At 71.0% G+C, this 13,033-nt stretch carries 13 protein-coding genes; 6 read left to right on the plus strand and 7 right to left on the minus strand.

Annotated elements, in window-relative coordinates; translation table 11 throughout:
• Positions 1 to 541: 541 nt before the first annotated feature.
• On the minus strand, positions 542 to 1,843 hold the full coding sequence (gene tyrS / locus C1A38_RS19885) for a tyrosine--tRNA ligase (RefSeq protein WP_102659309.1): 1,302 nt from the start codon (positions 1,841 to 1,843) through the stop codon (positions 542 to 544).
• A gap of 97 nt (positions 1,844 to 1,940) precedes the next feature.
• On the opposite strand from tyrS, the gene C1A38_RS19890 reads away from it, so the two are divergent.
• The 4 genes from C1A38_RS19890 (at position 1,941) to C1A38_RS19905 (ending at position 4,347) form a co-directional block, all read left to right on the plus strand.
• Positions 1,941 to 2,333: a PaaI family thioesterase gene (locus C1A38_RS19890; RefSeq protein ID WP_102659269.1), complete on the plus strand. Its 393-nt coding sequence runs from the start codon at positions 1,941 to 1,943 to the stop codon at positions 2,331 to 2,333.
• Positions 2,334 to 2,448: 115 nt separating this feature from the next.
• Positions 2,449 to 3,675, plus strand: coding sequence for an NRAMP family divalent metal transporter (locus C1A38_RS19895; protein WP_102659270.1), 1,227 nt, complete (start codon positions 2,449 to 2,451; stop codon positions 3,673 to 3,675).
• Complete coding sequence (locus C1A38_RS19900) at positions 3,672 to 4,052, plus strand: hypothetical protein (RefSeq protein ID WP_102659271.1); 381 nt, start codon at positions 3,672 to 3,674, stop codon at positions 4,050 to 4,052. The genes C1A38_RS19895 and C1A38_RS19900 overlap by 4 nt, the downstream gene beginning before the upstream one ends.
• Complete coding sequence (locus tag C1A38_RS19905; RefSeq protein WP_102659272.1) at positions 4,039 to 4,347, plus strand: PRC-barrel domain-containing protein; 309 nt, start codon at positions 4,039 to 4,041, stop codon at positions 4,345 to 4,347. The genes C1A38_RS19900 and C1A38_RS19905 overlap by 14 nt, the downstream gene beginning before the upstream one ends.
• Here the strand turns inward: C1A38_RS19905 and C1A38_RS19910 are convergent.
• From C1A38_RS19910 to C1A38_RS19935, 6 genes are all read right to left on the minus strand, one after another.
• Positions 4,295 to 5,674: a hemolysin family protein gene (locus C1A38_RS19910; protein WP_102659273.1), complete on the minus strand. Its 1,380-nt coding sequence runs from the start codon at positions 5,672 to 5,674 to the stop codon at positions 4,295 to 4,297. The two genes, C1A38_RS19905 and C1A38_RS19910, sit on opposite strands and share 53 nt — an antisense overlap.
• Before the next feature lie 163 nt (positions 5,675 to 5,837).
• Complete coding sequence (locus C1A38_RS19915; protein ID WP_102659274.1) at positions 5,838 to 6,587, minus strand: SDR family NAD(P)-dependent oxidoreductase; 750 nt, start codon at positions 6,585 to 6,587, stop codon at positions 5,838 to 5,840.
• A 51-nt stretch (positions 6,588 to 6,638) separates the two neighbouring features.
• Positions 6,639 to 7,262, minus strand: coding sequence for an NAD(P)H:quinone oxidoreductase (wrbA, locus tag C1A38_RS19920; RefSeq protein ID WP_102659275.1), 624 nt, complete (start codon positions 7,260 to 7,262; stop codon positions 6,639 to 6,641).
• A 317-nt stretch (positions 7,263 to 7,579) separates the two neighbouring features.
• The gene (locus C1A38_RS19925) at positions 7,580 to 8,050 is read right to left on the minus strand and encodes a MarR family winged helix-turn-helix transcriptional regulator (protein ID WP_199180263.1); all 471 of its coding nucleotides are present in this window, start codon (positions 8,048 to 8,050) and stop codon (positions 7,580 to 7,582) included.
• Between the two features lie 86 nt (positions 8,051 to 8,136).
• Positions 8,137 to 8,763, minus strand: coding sequence for a hypothetical protein (locus tag C1A38_RS19930; RefSeq protein ID WP_102659276.1), 627 nt, complete (start codon positions 8,761 to 8,763; stop codon positions 8,137 to 8,139).
• Between the two features lie 70 nt (positions 8,764 to 8,833).
• Positions 8,834 to 9,313: a GNAT family N-acetyltransferase gene (locus tag C1A38_RS19935; RefSeq protein WP_102659277.1), complete on the minus strand. Its 480-nt coding sequence runs from the start codon at positions 9,311 to 9,313 to the stop codon at positions 8,834 to 8,836.
• 184 nt (positions 9,314 to 9,497) lie between these two features.
• On the opposite strand from C1A38_RS19935, the gene C1A38_RS19940 reads away from it, so the two are divergent.
• Both C1A38_RS19940 and C1A38_RS19945 read left to right on the plus strand, forming a co-directional pair.
• Positions 9,498 to 12,089: a cation-translocating P-type ATPase gene (locus C1A38_RS19940; RefSeq protein ID WP_102659278.1), complete on the plus strand. Its 2,592-nt coding sequence runs from the start codon at positions 9,498 to 9,500 to the stop codon at positions 12,087 to 12,089.
• A gap of 19 nt (positions 12,090 to 12,108) precedes the next feature.
• Complete coding sequence (locus C1A38_RS19945; RefSeq protein ID WP_102659311.1) at positions 12,109 to 13,002, plus strand: universal stress protein; 894 nt, start codon at positions 12,109 to 12,111, stop codon at positions 13,000 to 13,002.
• Positions 13,003 to 13,033 lie beyond the last annotated feature (31 nt).

Below are 13,033 nucleotides of genomic sequence, written 5' to 3' on the forward strand. Positions count from 1 at the left end.
TTGGCACTGGCTTATCAAGCACCCTGTTGAGTTCTCAAAGAACAACCACACACCATCAAGCAACCCACCAGGGCCACCATCCGGGGCATCCGTTCCACTCTCATGCCCGCCGCTCTCGCGCCGGGCACTTTTACTACGTTACCCGCTGGTTTCCGCCGTGTCAAATCGGCTTGCGCCGGTTTGACACGCTTCCACCCTTTCTCCGGGCACCATGAGCGAATCGGCTGACGCCGTTACGTTCGTGGTTTCCGGCAGGCCAGCCGCTGCGGTTTCCCGCTAGCGCGCCTGGGCCCCTGCCAGCGGCCAACCATACCCGGTCGGTTCCGCTTCACCAAATCCGCCTCGCGGCGACTCTGGGGCACCACCCGGTCCCGTCTCGAAGCGGCTACGCCGCCCGCTCGGGAAGGTTGACCTGCGCTCGGCCTTCAGGTCTTTCGACCTGTTTCGTCCGGTCCGCGCTGGCAGAGAGAAAGTTACGCGCCCGGCGGTTTGATCGTCAAATCCGCCGGACGCGTCGCGCGTCACACTCCGCGACAGTGGCTCATTCGACTGCGGCGGGAACGTCCAGTTCGACACCGGCGAACGAGCGCTTGCCCCGGCGCAGCACCAGGTAGCGGCCGTGCAGCAGGTCGTCGGCCCCGATCACCGCGTCCGCCTCGGTGACCCGGACGTTGTTGACGTAGGCGCCGCCCTCGGCGATCACCCGGCGGGCCTCCTTCATGCTGGGCACCAGGCCGGACTCCTTGAGCAGGGCGGCCGCCTCCGGCAATTTGTCGAGGCGTACCAGGCCGGCTTCGGTGAGCGCGGCGCGCAGGGTCGCCGCCGACAGGTCCGCCAGGGAGCCTCGACCGAACAGCGCCTGACTGGCGGCCACCACCTGGGCCATCTCCCGCTCACCGTGCACCAGGGTGGTGAGTTCCTCGGCGAGGGCACGCTGGGCGGCACGGGACGCGGGCCGTTCCGCGGTCTCCTTCTCCAGCGCTTCGAGCTCCTCGCGAGAGCGGAAGCTGAAGTAACGCAGGTAGCGCCCGACATCGCGATCGTCGACGTTGATCCAGAACTGGTAGAACGCGTACGGGCTGGTCATTTCGGGGTCGAGCCAGATCGCGCCGCCCTCGGTCTTGCCGAACTTCGAGCCGTCGGACTTGGTGACCAGCGGTGTGGTGAAGGCCTGCACCGGGCCGGCGCCGCGACGGCGGACGTAGTCGACGCCGGCGGTGATGTTGCCCCACTGGTCGGAGCCGCCGAACTGGAGTTGGCAGCCGTACCGGCGGTGCAGTTCGAAGAAGTCGTTGGCCTGGAGCAACTGGTAGCTGAACTCGGTGAAGCTGATGCCGCTCTCCAGCCGGGCCCGGACCACCTCCCGCGCCAGCATCTTGTTCACCGGGAAGTGCTTGCCCACGTCCCGGAGGAACTCGACCACCGACATCTCGCCGGTCCAGTCCAGGTTGTTGACCAGCAGGGCCGCGTTGTCACCGGTGTACGACACGAAGGGCGCAAGCTGGTCGCGGATGCGCTGCACCCAGCCGGCGACCACCTCGGGCGCATTGAGGGTGCGCTCGGCGCTCTCCTTCGGGTCGCCGATCTGACCGGTCGCGCCACCGACCAGCAACAGCGGACGGTGGCCGGCGAGTTGCAGGCGGCGTGCCGTGGCGACCTGCATCAGATGGCCGGCGTGCAGGCTGGGCGCGGTCGGATCGAAGCCCACATAGAAGACGGTCGCCGGGCCGTCGAGCAGTGCGCGCAGCTCGTCGGGGTCGGTGGAGTCCTGGATCAGGCCACGCCACCGCAGGTCGTCGGTGAAGGAGTCCCGCCCGGCCGGCGGGAGGTTGCTGTCGGTCACGGTCACCGATTCTCCCCCATCAGCGCCTCTGTGCCCTACCGGGTTCGCACCGCTGCCACCTCGGTAGGGTGACGTTGCCAAGATCGAGGAGGCCGCCATGGAGATGTCCGAGCTCTCGACCGGGTTCTTCGCCCTGCTCGGCTTGGAGTACGGGGAGACCAGCGGTGATCGGGTGACGGTCCGTTGGCGGGTACGGCCGGAGCTGCTGCAGCCGTACGGCATCCAGCACGGCGGGGTCTACTGCTCGGTGGTGGAGACCGCGGCCAGCGTGGGTGCCGGCATCTGGTTGGGTGAGCGCGGACGGGTGGTCGGCGTGTCGAACCAGACGGACTTCCTGCGGCCCGTCGGCGACGGGGAGTTGACCGCGGTCGCCACTCCGGTACACCGGGGGCGCAGTCAGCAGTTGTGGCAGGTGGAGATCACCGACGCCAAGGATCGCCTGGTCGCCCGGGGACAGGTCCGCCTGCAGAACCTCTACCCCGACAGCTGAGGGTGTGATCGGGGAGTCGTCGAACGGCAGACCCATCCCTGTGCCCGTTTCGCGGTAGTTTGCGGCTTGGCGGCGATATTGTCGCGTCGATGACCGAGCCCGCGACGCCGTCGACGTGAAGAAGCTGCTCGCCGCCACGCTCGGCATCCTCTCCGCGGTCGGTGGCTTCGTCGACATCGGCGACCTGGTGGCCGCCGGTCAGGCCGGCGCCCGCTTCGGCATGGCCCACTCCTGGGTGCTGCTGCTCGGCGTGATCGCGATCTGCGCGTACGCCGAGATGGCCGGACGGATCGCGGCGGTGACCGGCCGCGCGGTGTTCGACCTGGTCCGGGAGCGGCTCGGGGCCCGCATGGCGCTTGTCAACCTGATCGCATCGTATGTGGTCACGGTGATCACCCTGGCCGCCGAACTGGGCGGTGTGGCACTGGCGTTGCAACTGGCCAGCGGGGTGCCGTACCTGCTCTGGGTGCCGGTCGCCGGGGCGGCGGTGTGGCTGGTGCTGTGGCGGGTGCGCTTCCCGGTGATGGAACGGCTGTTCGGGCTGGCCGGCCTGACGTTGGTGGTCTTCGCCGTGGCGCTGTTCTGGTTGCCGACCGACTGGGCGGCACTCGGGCGGGGCGCGGTGAGCATCGACGACGGCGGGCAGGGGTGGGGGGCGTACTGGTTCGTCGCGGTGGCGCTGTTCGCCTCGACGGTCAGCCCGTACGAGGTCTTCTTCTTCTCCTCCGGCGGTGTGGAGGAGCGGTGGAGCGCCGCCGACCTGGCTGACGCCCGGTTCAGCGTGCTTGTCGGCTTTCCGGTCGGGGGGTTCCTGGCGCTGTCGCTGATCGCCACCGCGACGGTGGTGCTGCGGCCCGCCGGCCTGACCGTTTCCGACCTCGGCGAGGTCGCCCATCCGGTCGTGCTGGCCTTCGGCGGGGTCGGCCTGGCGATCGCGGCGCTGGCGTTCTTCGCGGTCACCTTCGGCGCCGCGTTGGAGACCGGGTTGTCGGCCGCGTACGCCGCCGCGCAGTACTTCGGTTGGCAGTGGGGCAAGCGGGTCAGCCCGCGTGAGGCGGCCCGGTTCCACACCGTGTTGCTGGTCAGTGTGCTGCTCGGGGTGCTTCTGCTGCTCACCAGGATCGATCCGGTGACGCTCACCGAGTACATGTTGATCATCAGTGCGGTGGCGTTGCCGCTGACCTACCTGCCGATCCTGGTGGTGGCCAACGACCGCACCTATCTCGGCGACCGGGTCAACGGTCGGTGGCTCAACGTGCTGGGGGCGGTGCTGCTGCTGGTCATCGTGGCCGCGGCGATCGCCGCCATTCCGGTGGCCATCGGGACCAGAATGGGGCAGTGAGGATCCAGGTCAGCCATGATCTGCTCGACCGCCAGCTCGTCGACGTCGACGGCCGGCTGATCGGCAAGGTCGACGACGTGGAGTTCGCCCTGGACGCCCATGGGACGCCGTACCTGCGAACGCTGCTCACCGGGCCGGGCGCGCTCGGGCTGCGGGTCGGTGGCCGCATCGGCCGGATGCTGGTGTTGACCGCGGAACGGTTCGTCTCCGACCGGCCGATGGTGCCGCTGCGCATCCCGTACGGGTTCGTCGCACGCATCGACAGCGCGGTGTGGCTGCGGATACGCGCCGAGGACCTGCCCACCTCGCCGGTGGAGTTGTGGCTGCGTCGCCACCTGATCGGCAGGATTCCCGGGGCCGGCCGTGCGGGCGGGTGAGCTGCTCGGCCGCACCGCGTACGACGAGCAGGGCCGGCGGCTGGGTCGGGTGGTGGATCTGGTGGTGCGCGGCACGCCGGGCGGACCGTTGCGGTTGACCGATCTGGTGGTCACCCGGCACTGGTACGGGCGGCTCAGTGGCCGGTTGATCGGGCCGGAGCGCCATCCGTCCGGGCCGTGGGTGATCCGTGCCGTCGCCCGGTTGCTCGGCCGCAGCACCGTGCAGGTGCCGGTGCACCGGCTCAGGCTCGATCCGCCGGTGCCAGGTCTGCCCGAGGATCCCCCGACCCGTTGACGGCAGCGGACTCCGGTGACTCCTGCTCGGTCGCGTCCGGTGACTCCGGGTCGGCTGCCGATTCGGTTCGGCACAGCCGTACGCCGGTGATGGCACGGTCGTCGACCTCGGTGATCTCCAGCCGCCAACCGTCGACGGTGAGGTGCTCGCCGACGGTGGGGATCCGCCCGAGGGCGGCGAGCACCAGGCCGGCGACCGTGGTGTAGTCGCCGGCCGGGCGGGCCGGCAGTTCCACGCCGATGTCCGGCAGGTCGTGCACCGGGAAGGTGCCGGGCAACGCCAACGCGCCGTCGGCGTCGGTACGCACCTCGCGGATGTCCCGGTCGGTCTCGTCGTAGATCTCCCCGACGATCTCCTCGAGGACGTCTTCCAGGGTGACGATGCCGTCGACGGCGCCGCGCTCGTCCACGACCAGCGCCATGTGTTGGCGTTCCGCCTTGAACTGGCGCAGCGCGTCGACCACCGACACCGAGTCCGGCAACAGCATCGGTGGTCGTACGCACTCGTCGACGGGCTGGTCGTCGCGGACGCCGACCAGGTCCCGCAGGTGGATGACGCCGACCGTGTCGTCCAGGCCGCCGTGGCGGACCACCGGTGCGCGGGAGTGCCCGGAGGCGGCCAGCACCAGCCGGGCCGCCTCGGCGGTGGTGCCGCTGTCCAGGCAGAAGACGCTCAGCCGGGGCACCAGCACGGCGCGCAGCTTCCGGTCGGCGATCTCCACGGCACCGGCGATGATGGTCTGCTGCTCCTTGGTGAAGCCGTGGTTGCCGGCGACGATGTCCCGTAGTTCGTCGGGGCTGATCTCGTCGCGTTCCGGCTCCGGGTTCAGCCCCGCCATCCGGACCACCAGGTCGCTGGTGGCGCCCAGCAGCCACACCGCCGGGCGGGTGAGCGTGGCGAGCAGGTCCAGCGGGCGGGCGACGAGCAGTGCCCAGCGCTCGGGGATCTGCATCGCGATCCGTTTGGGGGCCAGTTCCCCGAAGACCAGGGTGACGAAGGTCAGCACCAGGGTGACCAGCACGATGGCGACCGGTTCGGCGGCTCGACCGAACACGTCCAGCAACGGTGTCAGCGGCCGGGCCAGTGACACCGCCGCCGCCGCCGAGGCGAGGAAGCCGGCCAGGGTGATGCCGATCTGGATGGTGGCCAGGAACCGGTTGGGGTCGCGGGCCAGGCGGGCCAGCACCTGTCCGGCTCGGCTGCTGCGGGCCAGCCGTTGGATCTGGCTGTCACGCAACGACACCAGAGCCAGCTCACTACCGGCGAAGATCGCGTTGATGACGATCAGGACCGCGACCAAAGCCAGCTGACTCCAGTAGCTCTGCACGCCCGGCTCCCTCGTTGGACCGCGCCCGGTGGCGCCGCCGGTGGAAGTCCCACCGGCGTAGCGGTGCCTATGCCCAGTGGCTCCGACGGTGAATCATCGTCATCATCCGGGCAGGTCGAGCACGTACGATCGCGCGGCGCCACCGTCGGGTATGGCGTGCCCGCTACTGAGGCAGCCCCTGGTAGTTGGCCGGCCCGGCGACCTGCCCGCCGTCGCCGGCCACCTCGCTGCCGGTGACGAACCGCGAGTCGTCGCTGGCGAAGAAGAGGACGATTCCCGCGATGTCGTCAGGCTCGCCGACCCGACCGAGCGCGATGTTGCTCGTGTCGAACGTGACGCCCGCGGTCATGGGTGTCCGGATCTGACCGGGATGGACGGCGTTCACGCGGATTCCGTGGACGCCCAACTCCAGCGCGGCGGTCTTGGTCAGGCCGCGTACGCCCCACTTTGCCACCACGTAGCCGGACATTCGCGGCACGCCCTGGAGGGCGCCGACGGAGCCGATGTTGACGATGGACCCGCCACCGGCCCGCTTCATCGCCGGGACGACAGCCTGCATGCCGTTGAAGACGCCGATCAGGTTCACGTCCAGCGTGCGCTGCAACCGCGCGGTGTCCCACTGCTCCAGCGGCGCCGGGTCGGCGACGCCGGCGTTGTTGACCAGGATGTCGACGGAGCCGAACCGCTTCTCCGTCCGCTCGACAAGTGCGACCCACTCGTCCGCTGATCGGACGTCGAGTTTCTCGGCGACGGCCTGCGGTCCGAGTTCGAGGGCGAGCGCCTGCGCCGCCGTGAGGTTCACGTCGGCGATGACCACGTTCGCACCCTCGGTCACGAACCGGCGGACGGCGGCGGCGCCCATTCCCATCGCGCCGCCGGTGACCACCGCTGTCTTTCCCTGTAGCCGTGTCATTAACAATTACCTTCTTCCGTGTCAGAGGTGCGAGGGCTCGGTGGCGCGCGATCAGGCGGCGCTTCCCGACTTGAGGGCCCGTGCGATACGCACGACACGTTCGGCCTGGTGGCGGGCGGAGTTGCGGGTGTCGTCGTCGATCGTGCCGAGGTCCGGGCCGAACACGGCGTGGTGTGAGGTGCCGTACGGGTTGCCGTCGACGAACTTGATCGGGTCGGTGTATCCGGGCGGCACGATGATGCCGCCGAAGTGGTGGATGGTGTTGTACATGGCGAGCAGGGTCGACTCGTGCCCACCGTGGCGGGTGCTGGTCGAGGTGAAGCCGCTGTAGACCTTGTCGGACAACACGCCGGCCAGCCACAGCGGCGACAGGGTGTCGAAGAACTGCTTCATCTGCGCCGCGATGTTCCCGAATCGGGTCGGTGATCCGAGGATGATCGCGTCGGCCCAGGTGAGGTCGTCCGAGCTCGGGGCGGGTATGTCCGCGGTGGCCGCGTGGTGGGCGGCCCAGATCGGGTTCGACTCGATGGCGGCCTGCGGTGCCAGTTCGGCCACCTTGCGCACTCGCACCTGCGCGCCGGCGGCCTCCGCCGCTGCCGCCATGGTGTTGGCGATGTTGGTGCCCGTGCCGGTGGACGAGTAGTAGATCAGGGCAAGGTTGACGACGTGGGACATGGTGGGCGCTCTTCTCCTTCGAGGTGCGGGCTTCATGTGCCCGGCTGCGTAAGGGGCGGACCTGCGGGCCAAACCTAGCCGCGTTTTGGTGATGCGTCACCCTTAAGTGTCGGGTGACACATCACCCTCTTGAGATCCGGCAAATAGCGCTGATAGCTGCAAACCACCCAAACGATCCGGTGAGAAGCGCAGCTATGGGCATCAGCCGCACAGCAGGAGCGGTGATTCGTCACCTAGTACCAGGGCGGCATCGAATGGCCCACGCCCCCGCTACCGACGATCCGTCACCGTGCCCCGGGTGCGGGGCGGAAGCTGCCTCAGTCCTCGAAGAGTTCGTTCTCGAGGTTGTCCAGCACCGCTTCCGACACGGCAGCAAGGGTGTCGAGCTGACGAGGGCTGAGCACGTCGAGGAAGAGCTGACGCACGTATCGCAGGTGCAGTGGCGTCGCCTTGTCGATCACCGCACGCCCCTCGTCGGTGAGGGCGATACGCGTACCGCGTCGATCCTCGACGCAGCTCTGACGCTCCACCAGCCCCCGCCGAGTCATCCGCGAGATCTGATGGACCAGGCGCGTCTTCTCCCACCTGAGGACTTCCCGCAGCTCGATGACGCGCAGCGGACCGTTCGGCGACAGGCGCAAGGCACTCAGGACGGCGAAATCCGCCAAGGAGATCTCGGCCTCGCGCAGCAGCTGACGGTTCAGGCGCCGCCGGACGTCCTCCTGCATGGTCAGGAACCCGAACCACGCACGCCGCTCACGGTCATTCAGCCGCTCAGACTCACTCACCCCTAAACGCTACCGCCGGCGGGATGCGCTCGACTGAGCCGCGGAGCCGCCGGGCCAGGGGGCAACGAGGCATCGTCCGCACCGCACTACCGCGGCACCGTGACCAGGTCGAGCACGTACGACTGGCCGTGCGGACGGAATCCGATGCGCTGGTAGTAGGGGGCGCGCATGCCCGGCGGGCTGATCACCCGACGGAAGCCCCGGTCGGTGAACAGGCTGCTGCGTCGGTAGACGAACTCGCCGGGGGTGAAGTCCCGGAAGGCCGGAGTGACGTAGTCCAGATCGACCTGGGCCACGCCGTCTCCGGCGTCGTGGGCGAGCACCACGCCGACGACCTCGTCGGCGCGGACCACCAGGAAGGCCGCACGGCCGGCCACCCGATCGGGATGGAAGCCCGGGTTGAACCGGGCGATGTCGGCGGCGTGCACCCGCAGCGTGTGCGCCAGGAACGCGTCGTCGGCATTCACCTCGACCACCTGGTAGGTCTGCTCGTCGTGCCGGGTGGCGAGCAGTCGCCGCAGATACCAGAGGTTGATCACTGCCAGGACGATGTTGAGCCCCACCATGGGCCACACCCGCAGCGCGCCGTTGTAGCCGATGAGCACCAGGCAGCCGATCAGGTTGACCGCCCGCAGCCGCAGGATGCGCGTCTGCAGCAGCGACCAGACCAGCAGCGCGGAGCCGGTCCAGCCGACGAGTTCCAGCCAGTTCACTCCGCGAGGGTAGTGCCATCCAGGTCACGCCGCCGCCTGGCGGGGCGGGGCGATCAACCCCGGCGGGGTGTCAGGCCGGCAACTCCAGCAGGTACTCGTCGATCTCCTCGCCCCGGCCGGGGGCGTACGCCCGTTCGGTGGCCCGGACGACGAACCCGCAGCGGCGCAGCACGGTCAGCGAGCCGACGTTGTCGGTGGCGGTGCGCGCGTACAGCGGGCGGCGGGTCACCTCGCGCAGCAGGGCGGCCAGCGCGCGGGTGGCGTACCCGCGACCCCACCGGGCCGGGTCGATCCAGTAGCTGACCTCGGTGCGCCCCTCGGCGGGGAAGGCCAGCACGTGCCCGACCACCGCGTCGTCGACGGTCACGGTCCAGGCGAGGTTCTGCGGGTCGGTCAGGATGCGCATCCAGTGCGCGGCGAACGCCCGCGTGTCGGCCGGGTCGGCGGCGCCGAAGGCGGCCATCCGGCCGGCCTCGGGGTCGAGTTGGTGGGCGTAGAACTCCGGCAGGTCGTCCTCGGCGACGGCACGCAGCCGTAAGTCGTCGCTCATCGCCGATGACGATACGCCGTGCGATCGGCAGGGCCGTTGGTCCCGCGCCGAGCGGGCCGTCGACTCTGCCGGACACCTGTGGTGGCGCGCCACCCTGATGGTGCAGGGCAGCCGTCGGGGCACGGCCTCGGGGCAGAGGTGAAGCGGTGGCGAGAGGGTTCGAGGGCGTGGGCAGGGGTGCACCGTGAGCACTGACATCGTCACCCGGCCGGTAACCGTCGACGGACTCAGCTCCGCCGAGGCCGCCGAACGGCTACGCCTCGACGGGCCGAACGCCGCCGAGGCGCCACCCCGCCGGCACCTGACCGTCCGCGTCCTGCGGCAGCTCACCGACCCGCTGGTCGCCCTGCTGCTGGCCGCCGCCGTGGTCACCACGGTGCTGCGGGACTACCCCGACACGGCGGTGATCCTGCTCGTCGTCGCGGTCAACACCGTCATCGGCGTGGTCCAAGAGGTACGCGCCGAGCGGGCGATCGCCGCGCTCGACCAGCTGGCCGCACCGACCGCCCGGGTCGTGCGCGACGGCCAGGACCTGGTGCTGCCCGCCGCCGACCTGGTCCGGGGCGACCTGGTGCGCATCGAAGCCGGCGACGTGGTCCCCGCCGACCTGCTGCTCGACGAGGCCAACCGGCTGCGCCTGGACGAGTCGGCGCTCACCGGCGAGTCGCTGCCGGTGGCCCGGGACGTCGGCGAGGAGGCCAGCGCCGGCACCGTGGTCACCGTGGGCCGGGCCAGCGGCACGGTGGTACGCACCGGCGCGGCGAGCGCGCTGGGCCGGATCGCCACCCTGGCGGCCACCACCCGACCGGGTCCCACCCCGCTGCAGCGGCGTCTGGCGGCGCTCGGCCGGGTCCTCGGCCTGGTCGCCGTACTGCTGTCCGGGCTGGTCTTCGCCATCGGCGTGCTCAGCGGGCGACCGCTGGTGGACATGGCGGTCACCGCGGTGAGCCTGGTGGTGGCCGCGGTTCCGGAGTCGCTGCCCGCGGTGGTCACCCTCGCGCTCGCGCTCGGCGCACGGCGGATGGCGCAGTCCCGGGCCATCCCCCGCCGGCTGCACGCGGTGGAGACCCTCGGTTCGGTCACCGTGATCGCCTCGGACAAGACCGGCACCCTCACCGAGGGGCGGATGGCCGTGCAGCACGCCCGCACCGCCGACGGCGCCGGCTTCGACATCACCGGCACCGGGTACGCCCCGCACGGCGCGATCCACCGCGACGGCCAGCGGATCGCGGTCACCGACGAGCTGCGCCAGCTGGCCCGGGCCGGGCTGCTGTGCAACGACGCGACGCTGACCCCGCCGGACGACAAGCGGCCCGAGTGGGGTGCCGTCGGTGACCCCCTGGAAGGTGCCCTGCTGGCCTTCGCGGCCCGGTGCGGCCTCGACCCGCAGGCCACCCGCCGCGCGTGGCCACGCGTCGCCGAGCACCCCTTCGACCAGGAGTTGCGCCGGATGACCACGGTGCACCGGTGCTGCGACAACAGGTATCTGGTGGTGTGCAAGGGCGCGCCGGAGAACGTGCTGGCCGCGCCGCTTGTCGACGCCGACGCCGAGGAACTGGCCGAGCTGGCCGCCGCGGCACAGGAGATGGCGGGCGCGGGGCTGCGGGTGCTCGCCCTGGCGGCGGCGCTTGTGGACACGCCGCCGGTCGACCCCGCCCACCCGGTCGGGCTGCGGGTGGTGGGCCTGGTCGGTGTCGGCGATCCGCTGCGCACCGGTGCGCCGGAGATCGCCGGCAGTTTCACCGAGGCCGGGGTGCGGCTGGTGCTGGTCACCGGCGACCATCCGGCGACCGCTGCGGCCATCGCCGGTCAGCTCGGCGTCTGGGACACCGGCGACCCGGTGGTACGCGGCGACGACGGTGACCCGGCCGAGGCCGACCCGGCGGCCCGGGTGTTCGCCCGTACCCGCCCGGAGCAGAAGCTCGACATCGTCGCCGCGATGCAGGCGCGCGGGCATGTGGTGGCGATGACCGGCGACGGGGTCAACGACGCGCCGGCGCTGCGCCGCGCCGACATCGGTGTGGCCATGGGCGGCGGCACCGAGGTGGCCCGGCAGGCGGCCGACCTGGTGCTTGTCGACGACGACCTGTCGACCGTGGCGACCGCCATCGGCGAAGGGCGGCGGATCTACGACAACATCCGGCGGTTCCTGCGCTACGCCCTCTCCGGTGGGGTGGCCGAGATCGTGGTGATGCTGCTGGGTCCACTGTTCGGGCTGGCCGTGCCGCTGCTGCCGGCGCAGATCCTCTGGATCAACCTGCTCACCCACGGGCTGCCGGGTGTCGCCCTGGGCGCGGAACCGGCGGAACCGGGGACGCTGCGCCGGGTGCCGCGCTCACCGCAGGAGTCCGTGCTCGGGGCGGGCCTGGGCCGGCACATCCTCATCGCCGGCACGTTGATCTCTGCGGTGACCCTCGGCGCGGGTGTGCTGGCCGCGCACTGGGACCGGCCCTGGCAGTCGGTGGTCTTCGTGGTGCTGGGTCTGGCTCAGCTCGGGGTGGCGTTGGCGGTCCGCGCACCGCGCCCGCCCGGTGGCCGGCGGGGCAACCCGGCGCTGCCGCTGGCGGTGGCGATCTCCGCGTTGTTGCAGGTCGCCGGGGTGCTGGTGGCGCCACTGCGGGACCTGCTCGGCACCGAAGCGCTGGGTGCGGTGGAACTGCTCGCCTGCGCCGCGGTGAGCGTCCTGCCCGGCCTGCTGCTCCGGCTGACGATGGTGATTCGTCGCCGGAAGGCGGGGTCGGTGAACCTGACCTCCCCTGATGGGTCAGGCTGGTAGTGAGCCGAAGGAGGACTCGATGAGCAGCAACAACGCCCCCGTCGTGGTGGGTGTGGACGGTTCCGAGACTGCCCTGCACGCGGTGCGGGCCGCCGCCCGGGAGGCCGCGTACCGGCAGCGACCGCTGCGGGTCGTGCACGCGTTCATCTGGCCGTTGATGCGGGTGCCGCTGGGCCCCGCACCGGGCGCGCCGGCCGACGCCGGCCTGCGCAACCAGGCCGAGCAGTTCGTGGCCGACGCGGTGGCCGAAGCCACCAAGATCGCCCCGGAGGTGTCGGTCACCGGCGCGGTGGTGCACGGCGCGGCACCGGCGGTCATGCTCGCCGAGGCCGACAACGCCGCGCTGCTGGTGCTCGGCAGCCGGGGCCTGGGCGGATTCGCCGGGCTGCTGCTCGGCTCGGTGGCCGTGCAGCTCAGTGCCCGGGCCAGCTGCCCGGTGCTGGTGGTCCGGGGTGAGCAGCGCGCGGACGGGCCGGTGGTGGTCGGCGTCGACGGCTCCCCCGCCTCCGATGAGGCGATCGGTTTCGCGTTCGAGGAGGCCGCCCGGCGCGACACCGAACTGGTTGCCGTGCACTCCTGGCTCTACCCGGCGCCGGCCGGTCCGGGCGACATCCTGCCGCTGGTCTACGACCTGGACGCCTTCCGGGAGCAGGAGGAACAGGTCCTCGCCGACGCCGTGGCCAGGTGGTCGCCGCGGTACCCGAAGGTGCCGGTGCGGCAGCTGCTGGTCCGTGGCTCCCCCGCCCGCGCCTTGGTGGAGCAGTCCCGTGACGCCCAGTTGGTGGTCGTCGGCGCGCGGGGACGCGGGGCGCTGGCCGGGCTGCTGCTCGGCTCGGTCAGCCACGCGGTCCTGCACCACGCGGACACTGCGGTGGTGGTGGTCCGCGAGCCGCGTACCGTCGACGGTTCGTGATCCGGTGGGGTCGCGCCGCTCCCCCGGCGCC

It is taken from the genome of Verrucosispora sp. ts21 (genome assembly GCF_002879555.1).
GTDB classification, from domain to species: Bacteria; Actinomycetota; Actinomycetes; order Mycobacteriales; family Micromonosporaceae; genus Micromonospora; species Micromonospora gifhornensis.

Coding starts and splice junctions, on each gene's coding strand:
- C1A38_RS19935 (WP_102659277.1), bottom strand. CDS start 9,313: ATGAGCGACGACTTACGGCTGCGTGCCGTCGCCGAGGACGACCTGCCG.
- C1A38_RS19915 (WP_102659274.1), bottom strand. CDS start 6,587: ATGACACGGCTACAGGGAAAGACAGCGGTGGTCACCGGCGGCGCGATG.
- C1A38_RS19890 (WP_102659269.1), top strand. CDS start 1,941: ATGGAGATGTCCGAGCTCTCGACCGGGTTCTTCGCCCTGCTCGGCTTG.
- wrbA (WP_102659275.1), bottom strand. CDS start 7,262: ATGTCCCACGTCGTCAACCTTGCCCTGATCTACTACTCGTCCACCGGC.
- C1A38_RS19945 (WP_102659311.1), top strand. CDS start 12,109: ATGAGCAGCAACAACGCCCCCGTCGTGGTGGGTGTGGACGGTTCCGAG.